Raw genomic sequence first — 20988 nt, forward strand, 5'->3', positions numbered from 1 at the left:
TCATCTTCCTATCAACTAAATAGTACAATCCTAGTATATTTTATCAAAATACAATAGCATAAATCGCGTATCGAATTTTCATTCATAAGTATTAATGAAAGTTATTATATTTCTACGATCGGTTATTGTTCTGTTCTTTTCTTTCCTTATGGGAGGCTGTTGCTCTAAATCTTTTAGCAATAAGCCTGCATTAACGATTGCTATTTACGATGACCCCCTGTCTTTATCTCCCGAACAAGCAAAACGTGCTTTAGATCTCTCCATATCTAAACTCATATTTGAAGGCCTGACAAGAGAAAATACCAATACACCTACCTGTGTAGAACTAGCTTTAGCTAGCCACTATACAGTATCTACTGATGAAACCCAGTACACTTTCTTTTTAAAACCTAATACCTGCTGGAATGACGGTACAGAAATCACAGCTCACGATATTGTAAAAGCATGGGAATATGCAAAAAAATTCTCCCCTCACCGCAAGCTATTTGACGGAATCCGCTTCTCTTCATGTTCTCCCTCAACAATTACATTAACTTTGGATGCTCCTAATCCCAATATCCTTGGCATTTTATCTTCACCAGTATTTTCAGTCTTTAATCCTGATAACCTAAACGTCTTTAGCGGACCTTTTCATCTTATCACCCATATACCTAACCATTGCCTAATATTAGGAAAGAATCCTCACTACTACGATAAAAATAAAGTTGCTGTGAATTCTATTCATCTACTAGTCGTACCTGATTTATATACAGCAGCATTACTGTTACAACGAGGAGAAATTCAGTGGTTGGGACAACCTTGGCATCAAGGACTTCCCAAAGAACTTAAAGAGAGTTCTCACTATTTATATACTCGCTATCCAGTAGAAGGTATTTTCTGGCTTACAATTAATACTCAAGATCCTTTTCTATCAAATATAGACAATCGTCGTCGCCTTGCGTCAGCTATTAATAGGGAGGAAATCATTCAATATGCCCTACAAAATAACCAAGAACCCGCATACGGACTGAAACGAGATATTCAACTAGAAATTCCCTACTTAAAGAGAAAAACAACAATGCTTCCTCAGAAACTCACACTTATCTATCCAGCGAATATACTTCGTTGTCAACACATTGCAGAGATACTAAAAGAACAATTGAAAAGAGAAGATATTGACATTATCCCAGAAGGATTAGAATATCATGCATTTCTAAATAAACGTCAGAATCGTGATTTTTCCTTAGCTACAGGGACAGGGGTTGCTCTCTATCCCAATGCTCCCGTAATACTGGAATCTGAACCAGAAAAACTTATAAAAAATCTAGAAATATTCCCTATTTATCACATGAGCTATGATTACTTAACCACAGTGCACATAAAAAACATTCTACATAATTCTTCAGGAGCCGTTGATCTTAAATATGCCTGCTGTTCTTGAACTTCGTTTATGAAAATCCCTTCAAGTTATCAAAATACGACTTATTTTCATTAAATTTTTATATTACAAGAACCCTCGTCCATCTAGATAGATGAAATATTTTTCTATTCAACTTAAGAAAATCAATAATTCCCCTAACTTAATGATCTATTACGAATAGAAAAGACTATCTATTTAAATAATAGGAGGCACATAAATAAAATCTAAAATTAGGTTTATGTTGAAGATTGAAAAATCGCCTTGTATACTTATTAAGATTCTCGTCATGTCCAATCATAAAAACTTATTTTAATTATATGAAAAGAAAATCTCGTTCTACATACCTTATCTTACGAGTATCTCTTTTTTTTATTATTACAGGATGGATTTCATCGTGTACTCAGCAAATCCAACATCCAAACTCACTAAAAATTGCTATTAGCCACGATCCACTATCCTTAGATCCTCGAATTGCCTTCCTAAGTAAAGATATTTCTATAGCAAAAGCTCTCTATGAAGGACTCATGAGAGAAGATAATGATAATCCTCAACCAGCATTAGCAACCCATTATACAATTTCTGGTGATCAAACTACTTATACGTTTTATCTTAAACCTACACAATGGAGTAATGGCGATCCCGTCACAGCATATGATTTCGAAGAATCCATGAAACAACTCCATCAACTAGAAGTAACAGGTTCCTCAGCCCTCCTTATGGGAGTGATTAAAAATTCCGAAGCCATTACTAATCGCCAACTTCCTATTGATGTCTTAGGAATTCATGCTATTGACGATCTCACACTAGAAATCACTTTAGAACAACCTCTCCCCTATTTCCTCGAACTCTTATCCCACCCTCTGTTTTTCCCTGTACACGTATCTTTAAGAGACTATTATAAAACGCGAGAATCTGTTTTTCCTAATATCTCAAATGGTCCTTTTGTTCTTGACTCCTATCATCCCCAAAATCAACTCATTATAAAGAAAAATTTCCTTTACCATGACCACAATATCGTCCAACTAGAAGCTATTATTTTCCAGGTTATTCCCGATACGCATACAGCTCTCCAATTATTACAAAAAAAACTCATTGATTGGATGGGATCTCCCTGGAGTGCACCAATTTCCAAAGAAGACCAAAACCGTATACCACAAGAAAAACTGCATAAATATCCAGTATTGGGTACAACAGCACTCATATGTAACCTTAACAATACTCTGATAAACAATAAATCCCTACGCCAAGCTTTAAGCTACGCTATCGATAAATCCGCTTTACTACAGTTCATTAATTGTGGGAAAGTTGCTGAGAATTTTCTTCCTCCATCCTTATCTACACTACCCACACAAGGTCGTTTATCCAAAAAACAAAGAGAAGCTATTGCTCGAGAATATTTCAAAGAAGCACAAAAAGAACTTTCACAAAAACAAATTGCAGAACTCTCAATTATTTATCCTTTAGAATCAGCGTCTTTAAATGCGATTGTGCAAGAAATTCAACAACAAATTAAAAATGTCTTAGGAATTTCCATGACAATTCAAGGTATGGAATATCACCATTTTTTAGATAAACGTAATCGGGGAGACTTTGCTCTTGCTACTGGGAAGTGGATAGCCGATTACCCTCGTTCTTCCTCCTTCTTAGCAATTCTTGGTAATGCAATGCAGAACACATCCTCAAAATCATTAACTCATTGGGGAAATACGCAGTACAATTCCATTATTAATAAACTACAGACATCTCCAAATCATGAAGACCAATATACTGCAGAGAATCTCATCAAAGAAGATTTACCCTTAATTCCTCTGTATCATTTTGAATATGTATATGCTGCGAATCCTAAAATACAACATGCACATTGTTCTCCTCTAGGACATGTGGATCTTAAAAAATTATCGTTATCAAAATAATAATTACAGAATTCTTAAGATTTTTCCTCTTACTACTTGCTTTACATCAATTAGTCACTTAAACTTGAAAAAATATTTTAAAATTCCTCTCCAAGAAATCCACGAATAATTTTATATTGAAGCTAGGAAAAAGTAGGAATATACTGTCTGAAGAAAAAAGGTTGTTGTCAGGAATACTTACCATATTAAAGCACCAGGTATAAATCATGCTCCGTTATATAAGTAAGCGTCTGATATTTAACTTGCTCTCTTTATGGGTAATTCTTACTCTTACTTTCTTAGTAATGAAGTCTATCCCTGGGGATCCTTTCAATGATGAAAACGGTAATACCTTATCACAAGAAACACTACAAATCCTCAAAGCACAATACGGATTAAATCAACCCCTACATCAACAATATCTTCAATATCTTAAATCTTTAGTCACTCTGAATTTTGGAAATTCCCTAGTATACAAAGATAGAAGTGTGGTTAGCATCATTGCCACAGCTTTTCCAGCATCAGCAATTCTTGGAATTGAAAGTCTCATATTATCTATATTCGGAGGCATTTGTTTAGGAACACTAGCAGCTATACGAAAGGAAAAACAAGGGCGCTATATCCTATTCTCTTCTATCTTTCAAATATCAATTCCTGCTTTTGTACTAGCAACCATATTACAATATCTATTTGCTGTGAAAATTCCGATTTTCCCTATAGCTTGTTGGGGAGGATTCAGTCATACCATTTTACCTTCACTAGCATTAGCAATCACTCCTATGGCATTTATCACTCAATTAACCTGCTCTTCTGTATCCTCAGTTCTTAATAAAGATTATGCTTTGCTTGCTTATGCCAAAGGCTTGCCCCCTATGAAAATCATTCTAAAACATATACTTCCCTATGCTGTCTTTCCCACGATTTCTTACGCTGCGTTCCTTGTAACCACTGTGATGACAGGAACATTTGCCATAGAAAATATTTTTTGTATTCCAGGACTTGGCAAATGGTTCGTCTGTAGTATAAAACAACGTGATTATCCTGTAACCCTAGGGCTATCGGTATTTTATGGTACTTTTTTCATGCTATCTTCTCTACTATCTGATCTTCTACAGGCTATGATAGATCCTCAACTTCGCTACTCCTATAAAAAAATAGACATCATCGACATGAAAGATAACACCACGAAAAACTAAACAATAGAAATTTAGGATACATTAATAACATCTATGGATATCCCTACTAATCACTCGCTATGGAAACACATAAAAAGTAATTCTATGCTCATGCTAGGGATGTCTCTATTAGGGGTATTGATATTGAGCGCTATTTTCCTTCCATGGCTTTACCCAAACTATGAAATGACATCTCTAGAACATACCCTGACTCCTCCTGGAAAACTTTTTCCTTTTGGAACAGACGCTCTAGGTCGATGCATGCTAGCTAGAACAATTCAGGGACTGCGTTTATCACTACTCATTGCGGTAACAGCTACATTTATTGATGTTTGTATAGGTCTCCTATGGTCAACAATAGCTCTGGCTACAGGGAAAAAAGTGGCTTTTCTTATGATGCGAATTACAGAAATTTTCTTTTCCATTCCAAAAATTCCCGTAATTATTCTTCTATTAGTGATCTTTAACCATGGATTCTTGCCCCTAATTCTATCCATGACACTCACTGGATGGATCCCTATAGCAAAGATCATTTACAAACAATTTTTACTCCTAGAAAACAAAGAATTCGTGTTATCAGCGAAAGCTATGAATGCTTCTACTTTTCATATTCTCAAAAACCACCTTCTGCCCAATACCTTTGCCCCTATAATTTCTACATTAATCTTTACCATCCCAAGTGCTATCTATACAGAAGCTTTTATTAGCTTTTTAGGTTTAGGTATCCAGCCTCCACAAGCAAGTCTAGGAACATTAGTAAAAGAAGGAATCAATGCTATTGATTATTACCCTTGGTTATTTTTCATTCCATCAGCCTTTATGATATTACTCTCTATCAGTTTTAACTTAGTTGGAGAGGGAGCGAAAACTTTGTTTATTGAGGAAAACTCCCATGCTTAATTCCCTACTCCATATTAATAACCTAACAATTACCTCAAACCGTCCCCATAAACAACTGATTCACTCTCTATCTTTAAAAATACAAAAACAGCGTAGCTTAGCCTTAGTCGGTGAAAATGGATCAGGGAAAACCACAATTATTAAAGCTATTCTTGGATTTCTTCCCGATAACTGTACAATAGCCCAAGGAAACATCTTCTTCGAAGGAAAAGATCTCGTAACATTATCTCAAAAAGATTTTCAAAAAATCCGTGGCAGAAAGATTTCTACTATACTACAAAATGCTATGGGATCACTGACACCATCTATGCAGATTGGAGAACAAATTATTGAAACTCTAGTTCATCACGAAAAAATTACACGACAAGAAGCTTATGACAAAGCACTTGATCTCCTTTCTAGCGTACACATTCCCAAACGTTGTTTTCACCTTTATCCCTTTGAACTCAGTGGAGGTATGCGACAACGTGTTGTAATTGCCATTGCGCTTGCCAGCTCACCACAACTTATTCTTGCCGATGAGCCCACCACAGCCCTGGATTCCATATCTCAAGCCCAAGTATTACGCATATTGCATAACGTAAGTATAGAAAAAAATACCACTATCCTACTTGTTACACATAATCTTGCTCTTGTTACAGAACTCTGTGATGACATCGCTATTATTAAAGATGGTCAACTAGTGGAAGCAGGAAGAGTTAATAAAGTATTCTCCTCCCCCGACCATCCCTATACCCAACGTCTCCTTAACTCAATAGAAAAAATCCCCCTTACTGCTTCCTCATCCCCTATTTTACGAAAAAAAATCTGCCCATTAACAAAATCAAACACTACCTAACTCTTATGACTCATTTAGTAACCATAGATCATCTTTCTCTAATAGTTAGAAAACAAGTCATTCTTAAAGATGTTTGTTTACAATTAAAAAAAGGAGAATGCTTAGCCATCGTAGGATCCAGTGGATCAGGGAAATCTTCGTTAGCCTTAGCAATCTTAGGATTAATGAAAGCTAATTCAGGAACGATTACTTTTCATGTAAATCCTAAAACTCCAAAAGCCAAAGTCATTCAAATGATCTGGCAAGATATTTCGTCTAGTCTAAATCCAACAATGAACGTTAGGGAACTTATTCTAGAGCCCCTAAACATCCTCGGCATGCAGCAGTCAAAAGAGAAACTATATCAAGTCCTAGAACTTGTGAACCTACCCCGATCTGTTCTTCCTTTAAAACCACACAAACTCAGTGGAGGGCAAAAACAATGTGTTGCCATTGCCAAAGCTTTAATCTGCGAACCCGATCTTCTTATCTGCGATGAACCTTTGTCTGCCCTAGATACACTCAATCGCTCCCTCATCCTAAAGCTATTTCAAACCATAAAACAAGAATATAAAAGTACTCTACTCTTTATTACTCATGATATGTCTGCAACATATTACCTGGCAGATACTATCGCTGTCATGCATCAAGGAATGATTGTCGAATACTCCACTAAAGAAAAAATTTTTCAAACTCCTGAGCATAAAAAAACTCAGGAACTGCTAGACGCCATCCCCAGCTTCTCTTTAGAATATACGGACCCCACTATGGATTTTGAGAAAAACTATGTTTTAGTATAAAAGTTAAGTCTATAAAAGAAACATTTTAATACCTAAAGTTCTTTGTAGTATGTAAGCAGTTATGTATACTGCATTATATTCCTCGTACTATCCTCAAGTATTAGTTAAATAACAGTACGTAGTTGCGAAACTTATAATCTTGTCTTTGAAACATATTGAAAAAACTTAGCATGGTGTTAAATCATTGACAGAAGAAATAGAGAGTGCTACGACTCAAAAATAATGGCCATTGTAATGGAGCATCATTAATGATGGAAATTTCCCATATCTTGGAGGATCTTGCCTATGATGAAGGAATTCTTCCTAGAGAAGCTATCGAAGCGGCTATTGTCAAACATAAGCAAATAATTCCCTATCTACTCCATATCCTTGAAGAGGCTAGCGAGCGCATTCCCGAGCTAATTAATGACGGTAGTTATCAAGGTCACCTTTATGCAATGTATCTACTCGCCCAGTTTCGAGAAAGTCGTGCCTTACCCCTAATTATTAAATTGTTTTCCTTCACAGATGATACGCCTCATGCTATTGCTGGTGATGTTCTTACTGAAGATCTCTCCAGGATCTTTGCTAGCGTGTGTGAAGATGAATCTCTAATTAAAGACCTTATAGAAACTCCAGGAATTAATCCTTATGTAAAAGCAGCTGGGATATCCAGCCTAGTTCACCTTGTTGGGGCAAAAAAAATATCACGAGAGAAAACTATTCATTATTTTGGAGAATTATTAAACTACAGGTTAGAAAAATTCCCATCCTTTGCCTGGGATAGTTTAATAGCTGCCATATGTGCTCTATATCCCGGAGAACTCTTTTATCCTATTAGCAAAGCTTTTCAAGCAGGGCTGATAGACGAAACGTTTATAAGTATGGAAGATGTGACTAACATCATACGTGAAGAAACAATCGAATCCTGCATTCAGGAACTTCTTTCTTCTCCAGAGCTTATCAATGATACCTTGGAAGAAATGGAAAAATGGTTAGAAGATTTCCCTATAGAACCCTAGCCCATAGCCCATACTTTCCAACAGACATTAACCCCAAAAGGTGCCCAGTGAATAAACATAAGCGCTTTCTATCTCTTCTTTTTCTTACTCTAGTCCTCTTAGGCCTATGGTTTTGTCCTCACCCGGAAGCCATCAATCCTAACGCCTGGCATCTCTTCGCTGTATTTACAACAACGATCCTCGGTATTATCTTACAACCTGTTCCCATGGGTGCTATTGTTATCATCGGCATCTCTACCCTCTTATTAATGCGAACACTCACTCTGGAACAAGGTTTATCAGGATTTCATGATCCTATAGCTTGGCTGGTCTTTCTATCCTTTTCTATCGCTAAAGGAATAATCAAAACAGGACTAGGAGAACGTGTTGCGTATTTCTTCGTCAGCGTACTTGGAAAAAACCCTCTGGGACTCAGTTACGGTTTAGTAATTACAGATTGTTTATTAGCTCCGGCTATTCCTAGCGTCACAGCACGCTCAGGAGGAATTCTTTATCCTGTAGTTATGGCATTATCAGAATCTTTTGGAAGCACATCAGAAAAAGGCACAGAAAGTCTAATCGGATCCTTTCTTATTAAAGTAGCTTATCAAAGTTCCGTAATTACTAGCGCGATGTTTCTTACTGCTATGGCAGGAAATCCTTTAATAGCCTCTCTTGCTAGCCATATAAAAGTCTCCCTAACTTGGTCCATATGGGCGAAAGCTGCTATCCTCCCTGGGCTGATAAGCCTAATTTTCATGCCCATCATATTGTACAGACTCTATCCACCAACAATTAGTTCATGTGAAGAAGCTATTCGTACTGCAAAACTACGCTTAAAAGAAATGGGCCCCCTCAAAAAAAGCGAAAAAATCATCCTTATGATTTTTAGTCTACTTGTAATCTTGTGGACTTTCGGAGATTTCCTAAGAATATCAGCAACAACAGCAGCTCTTATCGGGATCTCTCTGCTCATCCTCACCAATATTTTAGACTGGCAAAAAGATGTCATTGCTAACACAACTGCTTGGGAAACTTTTATTTGGTTTGGGGCACTAATTATGATGGCCTCTCTACTCAATAAACTAGGGTTTATCCCACTTATTGGAGAGACTGCCGCAGCTGCTGTAGCAGGATTATCCTGGAAAATTGGTTTCCCCATTTTATTCTTAATTTATTTTTATTCTCATTACTTATTCGCAAGTAATACGGCGCACATCGGAGCCATGTATCCTGTTTTTCTTGCTGTAGCTATTTCTCTAGGAACTAATCCTATGTTTGCGGTTTTATCTTTAGCGTTTTCTAGTAATCTATTTGGAGGCCTTACTCATTACGGATCAGGACCCGCTCCCCTATACTTCGGTTCCAAACTCGTAAATATTAAAGAATGGTGGAGATCCGGTTTTATATTAAGTATATTTAATATCGTTACCTGGATAGGTTTAGGTAGCTTATGGTGGAAACTTCTTGGATTAATTTAATTGCTAAGTGTTTTCATAAAAAATTTTCTTTATCAAAAAAAGAAAAACTTTGAGAAATGATAAAATAAGAACCTTACCAATTGAACCTATGCAGTTAGATCCTCGCAACTCTGATAGAGTAGTTATTCCTGATATCCCTCCACTACCTAGGGAATTACAGAAATTCCCAGATCTCGTCCCTACTCAAGATACACGGTTTTCCTCACCATGTGATCCTCAAGTTACTCAACTATTTCCTCATACTTATAACAACCCTTACCTGAAATTTATCTCAGGAGAACCTCTATCTAAAAAACCTATAAAAGTGGGGGTTATGCTCTCTGGAGGACCAGCACCTGGAGGTCACAATGTCATTTGGGGCTTATTACACAGTATAAAAAAAATTCATTCTGATAGTTCTCTAATAGGATTTATTAATAATGGACAGGGATTGATCCATAACCAGACCGTAGAAATCAATGAAGAATTCATGGCATCCTTCAGAAATTCAGGAGGATTCCACTGTATAGGGACTGGAAGAACAAACATCATTACCGAAGAAAATAAATCTTCTATTCTCAAAACTGTCAAAAACCTCCATCTGGATGGCCTCGTAATTATCGGTGGTGACGGATCAAATACCGCAACTGCTATTCTCGCAGAATATTTTTCTCAACATTATCCAAAAACTTGTATTGTTGGAGTCCCAAAAACTATTGATGGTGATCTTCAGCACCTCTTCTTAGACATTACATTTGGATTTGACTCAGCAACAAAGTTTTATTCATCCATTATTAGTAATATTTCTCGAGATGCTCTATCAGGAAAAGCTCATTACCACTTCATTAAGCTTATGGGAAGATCGGCATCTCATATTGCTCTAGAATGTACTCTGCAAACGCATCCCAATATCGCCCTAATCAGTGAAGAAATCGCTGAAAAGAATATCCCCTTAAAAACTATCATTCATAAAATGTGCTCCATCATTGCTGATAGGGCCGCTATGGGAAAATACTATGGTGTTGTCCTTATTCCCGAAGGACTCATTGAATTCATCCCAGAAATCAATAACTTAGTGAAAGAAATCGAAAAAATTCCTGAAGGCATAGACAAATTTTCTCAATTATCTCAGGAGTCTCAGCTACTACTTAAAAGTTTCCCTCCAGGAATCGTACATCAATTACTTCATGATCGTGATGCTCATGGTAATGTCTATGTATCCAAAATTCATGTAAATAAACTTCTGATTCATCTTGTCTCAAACCACTTGCAAAAACATTTTAAAAATGTCCCCTTTAATGCGATTTCTCACTTTCTAGGCTACGAAGGAAGATCCTGTATACCAACTAAATTTGATAATACCTATAGTTATGCGTTAGGATTTGGATCTGGAATCCTAGTTCTCAATCGATGCAATGGCTATCTTGCTGCAATAGAATCTCTTATTAATATTGTAGATAAATGGCGCTTAAGAGCCATCCCTATTGTTAAAATGTTCACTACACAAAAAAAGCCAGATGGAACCCTACAACCACGAATTAAAAAGAGTCTCATTGATATTGGAAGTCCTGCATTTCGTAAATTCAAGCTTTATAGAAAAATCTGGGCTCTTGAAGATTCTTACCGTTTTCTAGGACCGTTACAAATTCACACACCTCCAAAAACACACTCAGACCATTTTCCACCTCTAACGTTATTACTTAATCATAATGAGTGGCAAAAAAGGTGTTCAATATGTATGGAAATTCCTGATTGCAACTATTAATTTTTCCCTTGATCTCTAAAATTACCCTTTCGAAAATCAAGAGGTAATTCCTTCAAAAAAATTACTAAATCATCCAAGGGATAAAAAACAAATGTAGGAGAAATATATTCTAATGAGCACTATCTGCCTAACACATGAACAAAGACAAAGTATTCAACTCTATGTTCTCAATACAGTAGCTACTTTCGGAATTCTCCATACTCCTAAACATGCTGTACCTCCCTATCCTCTAGTTATCATCTTGCATGGCCTGGCTTCTAATAAAATAGGATCTCACCGATCCCATGTAGAACTTGCTGAGAAACTTTCTGCATGTGGGATTGCTACATTACGTGTTGATCTTCCAGGACATGGGGATGCTGAAGGCTCTCTGGCAGATTTCTCATTTGATGATTATCTAACTAGTGTTAAAGATATTATTTCCTATAGTTATAGTCTTAACAACATTGACACCAAGAAAATCTCTATTTTCGGCTCTTCCTTAGGAGGTACACTGGCATTAATATCAGTCCCTTATTTTCCCCACATCCATAGCCTTGCTGTCTGGGCACCTACAATTCAAGGAAGTATATGGCTACAGGAAACTATGAATATCCCCAACGATCTTCTCACGCATTCTACATCTTCAGAAGACATTCTTTATGCAGGTCTGCCTATTAATAAGACTTTTTGTTCACAATTTATTGAAATGGATATCACGAAAGAAGTTTCGAAATTTTCGTCTTCTCTTTCCATACTCCATATGCAAGGGGAAGAAGATACTACCGTATCTCTTCGTCATCAAAACATCTTCAAAGATGCTATGAATAAGAAATCTCATCCTTGTGATATCCGTACCTATCCTCAAATAAATCACAATCTTCCTCATTCTAGTTCCATAATAATGGAACTGGTAGAATGGTTAAAACAACAGCTCCTCTCTTAGATAGGCTCTATGGAACTCTTATCCGTAAATAAAAGCTATTTCGAATTGCAACGACTACATTATCGTCCTGAAACATTAAGCTTCTTAAATGAAATCACTACTTTGCATATTTGCGATTCTATAAATACTCCGCAAATTCCATCAGAACTTCAAAAATCCCTCCCCAACTTGTGTGCCATCCCTGAAGTCTGTATAAAAAAAAGAGAGCCTCTATCTTCACCAGCCTTACAAATAGGAGTCTTACTCTCTGGAGGTCAAGCTCCCGGAGGTCATAATGTGGTTATAGGACTTTTTGAAGGATTACGAGCCTTTAACTCGAAAACAAAGCTCCTGGGTTTCATTCAAGGTCCTTTAGGGCTAACTCGAGGCTTGTATAAAGATCTCGATATTTCCGTAATCTATGATTATTACAATGTTGGGGGATTTGATATGCTCTCCTCCAGTAAAGAAAAAATCAAAACAAAAGAACAAAAAAGTACTATCTTAGCGACTGTAAAAAAACTACATTTAGATGGTTTACTCATTATTGGTGGGAATGATTCCAATAGCGATGCAGCTATGCTCGCTGAGTACTTCCTAGAACATAATTGTCGTATTCCCATTGTAGGAGTTCCCAAAACTATTGATGGTGATCTTAAAAATGCTTGGATAGAAATACCCCTAGGGTTTCACTCTTCCTGCCGCACCTATACAGAAATGATCGGAAATTTAGAAAAAGATACCTTGTCCATTAAGAAATACCACCATTTTGTTAGGCTTATGGGCAAACAATCTTCTCACACAACCTTAGAATGCGGATTACAAACTCTTCCTAATATTACTCTTATCAGTGAGCACATTGCTATGCGGAAGATATCCCTTCAAAATTTGTGCAAGCACATCGCTATAGGCCTAGTAAACCGTTACCGATCGGGGAAAAATTACAGTACTATCTTGATCCCTGAAGGTTTAATCGAACATATCACCGATACAAAGAAACTCATTCAAGAACTTAATTTTCTCCTTTTAGAAAACAATCTGACTTTAGAAAACATTGATAAATATCTTTCCCCAGAATCTTTAAAAACCTTTTCTTCCTTCCCAGTAGAAATTGCTCAACAGTTACTAATCGCTAGGGATTCTTATGGTAATGTTCGAGTATCTAAAATTGCTACTGAAGAGCTCCTAGCCGTATTGATAAAAAGAGAAATCTATAAAATTGAACCCAACATGGACTTCCAAACTGTAAACCACTTTTTCGGATACGAATCTCGAGCAGGATTCCCATCCAATTTTGATGCTAACTATGGAATTGCTCTAGGAATTATGTCCGCTCTCTTCTTAGCAAGACAAAAAACAGGTTACATGATCACTATCAATAACCTAGCACAACCCTACGATCAATGGCTAGGTGGAGGTGTTCCTTTATATAAAATGATGCAGATTGAAAACCGATTTGGCAATCCAACTCCTGTCATCAAAACCAACTTTGTTAATCCCAATGCTCCTGCAGTTCAACATTTACTCAAACATAGTGACACCTATCTTATGGAAGATCACTACCGTTTCCCAGGCCCTCTACAGTACTTTAGCGAGGAACAAATAGTTGATCAACGTCCATTAACTTTACTATGGGAAACAAAGAAGTAAATGCACAAACACCCCTAAAAAAGACCAAAATGAACCCTCTAAAGATGATTGTGAAAAAAATAGCGGTAGTCGGACTTGAACCAACGACACGCAGATTATGATTCTGCCGCTCTAACCACCTGAGCTATACCGCCATGCACACAAGATGGTAAAAAAAGATAGCGGGAGAAGGATTCGAACCTCCGATCTTTGGGTTATGAGCCCAACGAGATAACCTCTACTCTATCCCGCGATAAGATGCGAAATCTAACATAACTCATTATTTTCCTACAAGAAATATACTGTTTAAAATTCTAAATAGAAACAAAATTTCTATAGAAAAAAGCCCTCTAATCCTGTAGAAATCTATGAGAAATTTCCCTTATCTTTTACAAACTACTAGAGAGAATATCTTCTTGCGAATTCAAATAAAAATCACTCGGATACAAACATTTATATAGATCAAACTGAGTGTAGCGAACTTATTATCTTTCTTCTCTTAGAATTAAGATAACAAAGGGAATAGCGGGAGAAGGATTCGAACCTCCGATCTTTGGGTTATGAGCCCAACGAGATAACCTCTACTCTATCCCGCGATAAGATGCGAAATCTAACATAACTCATATTTTGACACAAGGAATATGCTTTTTCAAAGCTTCCCAAGTACGGAAAAAGGAGGCACGTTCATTATCTAGGAAATGTTTTCCTCTAAGGACATAAGTAGCTCTTTCTTTAGGATGATCAAGAAAGAAAGTAATAGCGTCTGCAATACATTCTGGAGAATCTAAGCTGTATCCGGCTCCAAAAGAAAGTAAACGTACTGCTAAATCTGATTGAGAGGTAATGTGTGGGCCAAAAACTAAAGGAACACCGCACTGCAGAGGTTCTAAAAGATTATGCCCTCCTATTCTAGAATCAAAAGTACCACCAACGAAAGCGATATCTGCAGCAAAATAAAGTTGCTTTAATAAACCAATAGTATCAACGATAATTGCATCATTATCTGCAAAAGTAGCCCCCTGAGTCCACAGACCAAAAGGGATATTTTCTTTCGTTAAAAGATTTTCTATATCTTTCTTGCGTTCTATATGCCTAGGAACCCAAAGAACTTTTAAATTTCTGTGTCTTAGTTGCATAATTGCGGGGAACCAAGCATTCACATCCGAAAGATGCACAGACCCCAAGACTAGAAGCTCATTGTCTTTCGATAACTGTAATTTTTCCCTCCATTTGTTACGCTCCCCTGAATCTGCTGCGTCTTCTACATATGTTTTAATGTTCCCAGTAACTTCAATTTTTTCTTCTGCGACTCCTAATCGTAAAAAACGCTCTTTATGATTATCATCTTGAAGTATAAATCCATCTATTGGAGCAAAATAATTCCTTCCAAAACGCTTTAAAATAGTGAACCACTTACAAGAATTCGATGATAATCTACCGTTAATTACTACAGTTGAGGCTCCTAATCTTTTAGCTTCTTCTAAAAAATTTAACCAACAATCCCCTTCTGAAAATACTACTAGCTTGGGAGATATAGCTCGTACAATAGGTTTAATAATTATACTTAAATCTAGGGGTAGAATAAATGTGGTTGCCCCTAAAGGAGAGAATAATTTTTCAGCACTTTCACATCCCGACTCTGTGTAAGCAGTTACAACACAGTGCCACTCGGGATAATCCTTCATGAACTTTTGTACAAGAGGAACCAATAGATAAATTTCGCCTACAGAGGCACCGTGGAACCATACCACAGGCCCTTTTCTATCAGGTAATTTAGGAAACTTCAATCCGAATCTTAACTTTAAAGATTTTTTGTATTTCCCGTGTACAAATCTTTTATAAAGCAACTTGGGTAGTGCTATGATAAATGCCAAGATTAAGAAACAATCATAAAGAAAAGTTGTTAACTTACTTATTCTATGTTTAACAATCATATAACAAAATTTACCAAGCGATTAGGAATAAAAATTTCTTTTTTAATCTCTTTATTTTCTAAATACTTGGCTACAGCTTTTTTTGCTAAACTCACAATCTGTTCCTGAGAAGCTGTTTTATCGAGATCTAAACGAGCACGTAACTTACCATTAACTTGGATAACAAAAGTTACTATGGACTTTTCTAAATATTTGGGATCTACCTCTGGCCATCCTGCATCAGCTATTCCTGGAGAATAGCCCAAATGGACCCATAACTCTTCACTAATATGGGGAGCTATTGGTGCTAAAACACGCACCGCCATACTTAGAGCTCCTTTGGGATATACTGGTAACTTTCCAAATTCATTTAAAAATTCCATAAAAGAAGAGGGAATGGTGTTTAAAGACATGGATTCAATATCGTTACTGACAGAGTGTACCAACTGATGTGCTAGAGAATAACCTTTGGGGTCATCTACTTCTTGTACAGAAGGCGAAGTCACTAACTCATAAAAGCGGTTGAGAAAACGTCTACACCCAGCAACTCCCTGATTTGACCACAGTTTATTTTTATCTAGAGGCCCAGAAAACATTGCATACATACGTACGGCATCTGCTCCAAATTCTTCAATCAACCCCCGAGGATCAATACCATTTAACTTGGATTTAGACATCTTTTCTTGTCTTACTTCCAATACTTCTCCCGAAGAAGTTACCCAAGTCTCGTTTTCTTTATGCACACTTTCAGGAGATACATAACCCTTACCTGGAATTCGATAAGAATTAGCAAGAACTAATCCCTGATTTATAAGCTTTTTAAATGGTTCTGGAGAAGAAACCATTCCTGCATCATATAGAACATGATGCCAGAAACGTGCGTATAACAAATGTAAAACAGCATGTTCAGCCCCACCGATATATAAATCTACCGGCATCCAATATTGTTCCTTCTCTTTACTCCAAGGTTCTTGGAAATTATGAGAATCACAAAACCGTAAGTAATACCAACATGACCCAGCCCACTGAGGCATGGTGTGAGTTTCTCTTCGTCCTCTACGATTGGTTTTTGGGTCATAAATATCTACCCATTCTGTGGCCTTTGCTAAAGCTCCTTTAGTAAAATCTTCAGAGCGATAATCCTGGATATCTGGAGGAAGTAGAGGAAGCTCATCATCTTCTAGTGGGCGACAAGACCCGTCTTCAAAATGAATAATTGGAATGGGTTCTCCCCAATACCTCTGACGTGAGAACAACCAATCACGCAACTTATAAGTAGTTTTAGCTGTCCCTAATTTCCTCTCCTGTAAGTAGGTAACGACATAGTCTTGGGCTTGTTCATTTAAAAGATCATTTAATAAAAAGTCATGATAATTACTGTTAATACACCGTCCTGTATCATCAATGACCTGTTTAATAGGCAAAGAAAAAAGTTCTGCGAATTCACGATCTCTGTCATCATGGGCGGGGACCCCCATTACTGCTCCTGAACCATAGCTTCCAAGAACGTAATCAGCCACCCAGATAGGCAATAATTCTCCTGTAATAGGATGCTCAGCATAAGTTCCAGTAAATACCCCGCTTTTCTCCTTCTCGCTTATTCGATCTCTCTCGCTTTTACTTTGTGAGGAACGGATATAGGCTTCGACTTCTTCTTTTCTATCTTCGGAAGTTAAAGACCATATTCTAGGATGTTCTGGAGCAATTGCTAAAAAAGTAACCCCACAGAGAGTATCAGGACGTGTGGTAAATACTTCTAAAGGAGAATCATTCTTTACATTAAAGTTGACAAGAGCTCCCTTAGACTTCCCTATCCAATTTCTTTGCAACTGCTTAACATGTTCAGGCCAATCTAAACTTTCTAACCCTTCAAGCAATACATCGGCATACGCTGTGATACGCAAAATCCATTGACGTAGCATCCTGCGTTCAACAGGATACCCACCCTCTATGGATAATCCATTCTCTACTTCCTCATTAGATAAAACTGTGCCTAACTCAGGGCAATAATTCACTGCCATATCTGCCATGTAAGCAAGATCTCTTTCATAAAGAAATAGGAACAATTTCTGCGTCCATCGGTAGTAATCGGGATCACTTGTAGCAAATTCTCTGCTTTCATCATAAGAAAACCCCATAGATGAAAGCTGCTTTTTAAAATTTTGTATATTCTTTTGAGTGGTCTCTCGAGGGTGTGTTCCCGTTCGAATTGCATATTGTTCCGCAGGCAAACCGAAGCTATCCCATCCCATGGGATGCAAAACAGAAAATCCTTTAGCTCGTTTATAACGAGCAACTATATCTGTGGCAGTATATCCAATTAAGTGCCCGACATGTAAACCTGATCCCGAGGGGTAGGGGAACATATCTAAAACATAATATTTAGGACGGTCATCAGTTTCTTCCGCACGGAAACTTGCATTTTGTTTCCAAAATTCTTGCCACTTCTTCTCTATTAAGCTCGGGTCATACCGCATAGTGCACTATAAAATTAAAAAAACTAGGAGACAGCTTACCACTAGATCTAAGAAAACACAAGAATCTTTCTATTGAACCATTAAGAAAATCTAAACAAACAAATTAAGTATCTTGCGTACTGTGACTGTTTGTTATAATATCTATCGCTTTAGTAATTGAATAGTCTCGAATTAAAGATTGAAATTATAAATTTATATTAAAGTCTTAGATTTCTTTTCAGGTTTGAAATGAAAAAAAAAGTCCTTACCTTTATTTCGTTTTTGTTTTTATCTACCGCTCTACAAGTAGAAGCTCTTAAACTACCAGATCTTCCAGAAATATCCGATAATTTATTAACTATTAACACAACAAAAACTCCTCTTTATGAGAAGTGTGTCGCTATTAATCTTCAAAGTGGTCAGCATAACCTTATTGGAACTTTGCATCTCCCTACGACTCCCCGTCCTAAAGATGGATATCCCGCTGTGATTTGCTTCCATGGGTTTCGAGGAAGTAAATTGGGTGGTCTAAAAGGAACCTACAGAAAACTTGCACGAGAACTCGCACGTGTAGGAATTGCATGCGTACGGTTTGATTTAGCAGGATGTGGAGAAAGTGAAGGGATTTGCACAGAGATTCCTATTCGTACTTATTTAAAAAATGGAGAAGATATTTTACATGCAGTAGCCACGCAGTATTCTGAAATTAACTCCTTTCGTATAGGATTAGCGGGGTTTTCCCTAGGATGTCATACTGCATTCCATCTTGCCAGGATATATTCTCCAAGTAAGCTACGCATCCGTGCTATGAGCATTTGGGCTCCCATTGCTGACGGTGGAATTTTATTTAGAGAGATGTACGAGGTTTCTCAAAAAAATATCGATATTCCTATAAATTTAGGAGAAGATTTTGGCTTTGATCCCCTGCCTCTGGTTATTTGCCCAGAAGATGTGCACGACTTCCTTTCCGTTCAGGATCATATTGTATTAAACTCTCTTCCCGTGAGTATTCCCATTTTACATATGCATGCTTTAAATGATAACCTTGTTTCCCTAACGCAACAAACTCTATTCCGCAACACGGCTCCTAGCAATATTCAATTTAAAACTTATGAAAATACTAGCCACAATTTGGATTCGTCTCCCTATTTAAAAGAGATCTTGCATGATATCGTTACACACTTTCAAACTTATTTATAAAAGATGGTTCTCTAGGAAAGCTTGTTTAAAAACATAATAAAAGTGTATTCATAAGGATTACTTGCTTGATTCCTCTCCTATTTTTGCATATACTAGATTTATTTCCTGCCTCTCGCAATAGAGGGATCCATAATGACAGATGTTTTAGTCATCGGTGCTAACCCTACGGGTATTATTTTAGCAAGTCTACTTGTGCAACATGGAGTTTCTGTAAAGGTAATCGATCACAGAGACTCCTCAGATGAGCCAGGTTATCTAGACTGTAGAGAGCTTCCAGTAATTTTATCTTGTTCCTCCCTAGAGCTTCTTGATAACGCAGGCTTATTAGAAAACTTTGTAGACAAAGGTCATAAGATTTTCGGTGCACGTTATCACTGGAAAAAACGTACGATCTTATTCAAGTTCAACCAGGCATCTGAATCTCGTTTTCCTTTTTGTTTATCGACTTCTTACCAAGCATTCTCTCAGCATTTAATTCAACAATTTGAAAAGCACGGTGGAACCATTCAATGGAACACCCGACCTGTTACGTTGGTAGATAACAGCATTTTCATTGAGAAAACAAAAACTTCTCAAAACTTCGAAAATCGAGAAATTTATAACCCTAAATGGATAATTGCTTCGGAAACTGATACTGATCCCGATGTCAAAGACCTTTTCAAAACTCAAATAAAGTTTCGTAAACATGTAAAAGACATCTTGTTTGTTCATTGTGATGAAGGCGAGCCTTTTGAAGAAAGCCATATCCACTTAGTTCCATGTTCAAAAAGTTTCCTTAACTTTGTATTTTATAATCATGAAAAGGGATCAAAACAACTATGCCTGACCAATACCAGCTATCCTCTTTCTGTAAAAAGCAGGCGCCAGCTACTTTATAACTATAAACTTGCAGTTACCGATGACGCCGACGCATACTATCATATTCGCGCTCAAGTACACCAATACCCCACAGATTACAATAATTTTCTCTTTCTAGGCAGTGTATTGAATAACTTAACTTTTTCTTACCTTACAGGGATCAACACCAATATTCATGCGGCATTTAATTTAGCTTGGAAGTTGGTCCCTGTAGTAAAAAAAGCAGCGTCAAAATACCTAGTGACAGCTAAAGAACATGAAAACGGGAATATTCTTCCACATCTGAGCGAGAAAAGACAAAGACAAGCAAAAAAGTTGTTATTCTCTAATTTATATGCTCCTGCTCTTATGTACTATTTCTTAAAAGGCTGTCGCCTATTAGAAGTTTCTGGGGGAGAGTATTACTATCCTGCACATAAAGCTTTAAAATATCAAAATAGTGAGATCATTAAGATATCTCCTCAGGATAGGGAAATTCGGGGGCCTAGCCCAGGTATGCGTGCTATTAATGTGCAGTTAGAAAATGGAAGCTATCTTCTTGATTCTCTAAAAAGCATTAAACACCTTTTGATTTTCTTTAAAGATCGTACAGATCTAGAAAAAGCTCTTAGAGAAGAATACGGGACATGGCTAGAAGTCATTGTCACTAAAGACCCTAAAGTATTTAGCGTGTATCATGCAAATCCCGATTCTTTATTTATTATCCGTCCAGATTGCTACATTGGTTATAGAACACACAAGTTCAAATTACATGAGCTTATTTCCTATCTCTTAAGGATATTTGCTACTGAAAAAACGGAAAACTAATTTCTTTTTTCTTTTTTAGAAGATAAAAGGACG

Annotated in this window: 15 protein-coding genes and 3 tRNA genes; 13 read left to right on the plus strand and 5 right to left on the minus strand. The window is 37.0% G+C overall.

Features of this window, described 5'->3' with window-relative positions:
- Positions 1 to 94: 94 nt before the first annotated feature.
- The 11 genes from RT28_RS01805 to RT28_RS01855 all read left to right on the plus strand — a co-directional run bounded on the left by RT28_RS01805 (position 95) and on the right by RT28_RS01855 (position 13742).
- Positions 95 to 1420 (plus strand): ABC transporter substrate-binding protein, encoded by a 1326-nt coding sequence (locus RT28_RS01805; protein WP_020356271.1) that lies wholly within the window; start codon positions 95 to 97, stop codon positions 1418 to 1420.
- Between the two features lie 296 nt (positions 1421 to 1716).
- Positions 1717 to 3312, plus strand: a complete 1596-nt coding sequence (locus RT28_RS01810; RefSeq protein ID WP_038500492.1) for a peptide ABC transporter substrate-binding protein — start codon at positions 1717 to 1719, stop codon at positions 3310 to 3312.
- A 206-nt stretch (positions 3313 to 3518) separates the two neighbouring features.
- A complete protein-coding gene (locus tag RT28_RS01815) occupies positions 3519 to 4487 on the plus strand; it encodes an ABC transporter permease (RefSeq protein WP_020356273.1) in 969 nt (322 codons plus the stop codon).
- Between the two features lie 33 nt (positions 4488 to 4520).
- Positions 4521 to 5366 (plus strand): ABC transporter permease, encoded by an 846-nt coding sequence (locus RT28_RS01820; RefSeq protein WP_038500495.1) that lies wholly within the window; start codon positions 4521 to 4523, stop codon positions 5364 to 5366.
- A complete protein-coding gene (locus RT28_RS01825) occupies positions 5359 to 6204 on the plus strand; it encodes an ABC transporter ATP-binding protein (protein ID WP_020356276.1) in 846 nt (281 codons plus the stop codon). The genes RT28_RS01820 and RT28_RS01825 overlap by 8 nt, the downstream gene beginning before the upstream one ends.
- 5 nt (positions 6205 to 6209) lie before the next feature.
- Positions 6210 to 6983 carry an ABC transporter ATP-binding protein gene (locus RT28_RS01830; RefSeq protein ID WP_020356277.1) on the plus strand — a complete coding sequence of 258 codons (774 nt, stop codon included), beginning with the start codon at positions 6210 to 6212 and terminating at the stop codon, positions 6981 to 6983.
- A gap of 251 nt (positions 6984 to 7234) precedes the next feature.
- Positions 7235 to 7984: a DUF1186 domain-containing protein gene (locus RT28_RS01835; protein ID WP_020356278.1), complete on the plus strand. Its 750-nt coding sequence runs from the start codon at positions 7235 to 7237 to the stop codon at positions 7982 to 7984.
- A 47-nt stretch (positions 7985 to 8031) separates the two neighbouring features.
- Entirely contained in the window at positions 8032 to 9444 is a 1413-nt protein-coding gene (locus RT28_RS01840) for an anion permease (protein ID WP_020356279.1), read from the plus strand.
- An 88-nt stretch (positions 9445 to 9532) separates the two neighbouring features.
- On the plus strand, positions 9533 to 11188 hold the full coding sequence (locus RT28_RS01845; RefSeq protein WP_038500498.1) for a diphosphate--fructose-6-phosphate 1-phosphotransferase: 1656 nt from the start codon (positions 9533 to 9535) through the stop codon (positions 11186 to 11188).
- A gap of 112 nt (positions 11189 to 11300) precedes the next feature.
- Positions 11301 to 12113 (plus strand): alpha/beta hydrolase, encoded by an 813-nt coding sequence (locus tag RT28_RS01850; RefSeq protein WP_020356281.1) that lies wholly within the window; start codon positions 11301 to 11303, stop codon positions 12111 to 12113.
- Positions 12114 to 12122: 9 nt separating this feature from the next.
- Entirely contained in the window at positions 12123 to 13742 is a 1620-nt protein-coding gene (locus RT28_RS01855; protein WP_020356282.1) for a diphosphate--fructose-6-phosphate 1-phosphotransferase, read from the plus strand.
- 60 nt (positions 13743 to 13802) lie between these two features.
- Here RT28_RS01855 and RT28_RS01860 read toward each other — a convergent pair.
- The 5 genes from RT28_RS01860 to leuS form a co-directional block, all read right to left on the minus strand.
- Positions 13803 to 13876, minus strand: a tRNA-Met gene (locus RT28_RS01860).
- 25 nt (positions 13877 to 13901) lie between these two features.
- Positions 13902 to 13974, minus strand: a tRNA-Met gene (locus tag RT28_RS01865).
- A 270-nt stretch (positions 13975 to 14244) separates the two neighbouring features.
- Positions 14245 to 14317: transfer RNA gene (locus tag RT28_RS01870), tRNA-Met, on the minus strand.
- Between the two features lie 24 nt (positions 14318 to 14341).
- A complete protein-coding gene (gene waaA, locus RT28_RS01875) occupies positions 14342 to 15655 on the minus strand; it encodes a lipid IV(A) 3-deoxy-D-manno-octulosonic acid transferase (protein ID WP_020359265.1) in 1314 nt (437 codons plus the stop codon).
- A complete protein-coding gene (gene leuS / locus RT28_RS01880; protein WP_038500501.1) occupies positions 15652 to 18111 on the minus strand; it encodes a leucine--tRNA ligase in 2460 nt (819 codons plus the stop codon). The genes waaA and leuS overlap by 4 nt, the downstream gene beginning before the upstream one ends.
- Positions 18112 to 18339: 228 nt before the next feature.
- Between leuS and RT28_RS01885 the strand changes: the two genes are divergently transcribed.
- Both RT28_RS01885 and RT28_RS01890 read left to right on the plus strand, forming a co-directional pair.
- Positions 18340 to 19290 (plus strand): alpha/beta hydrolase, encoded by a 951-nt coding sequence (locus RT28_RS01885; protein WP_038500504.1) that lies wholly within the window; start codon positions 18340 to 18342, stop codon positions 19288 to 19290.
- A 132-nt stretch (positions 19291 to 19422) separates the two neighbouring features.
- Positions 19423 to 20955 carry an FAD-dependent oxidoreductase gene (locus RT28_RS01890; RefSeq protein ID WP_038500506.1) on the plus strand — a complete coding sequence of 511 codons (1533 nt, stop codon included), beginning with the start codon at positions 19423 to 19425 and terminating at the stop codon, positions 20953 to 20955.
- Positions 20956 to 20988 lie beyond the last annotated feature (33 nt).

The sequence above is a fragment of the Chlamydia avium 10DC88 genome (assembly GCF_000583875.1).
Taxonomy (GTDB): domain Bacteria; phylum Chlamydiota; class Chlamydiia; order Chlamydiales; family Chlamydiaceae; genus Chlamydia; species Chlamydia avium.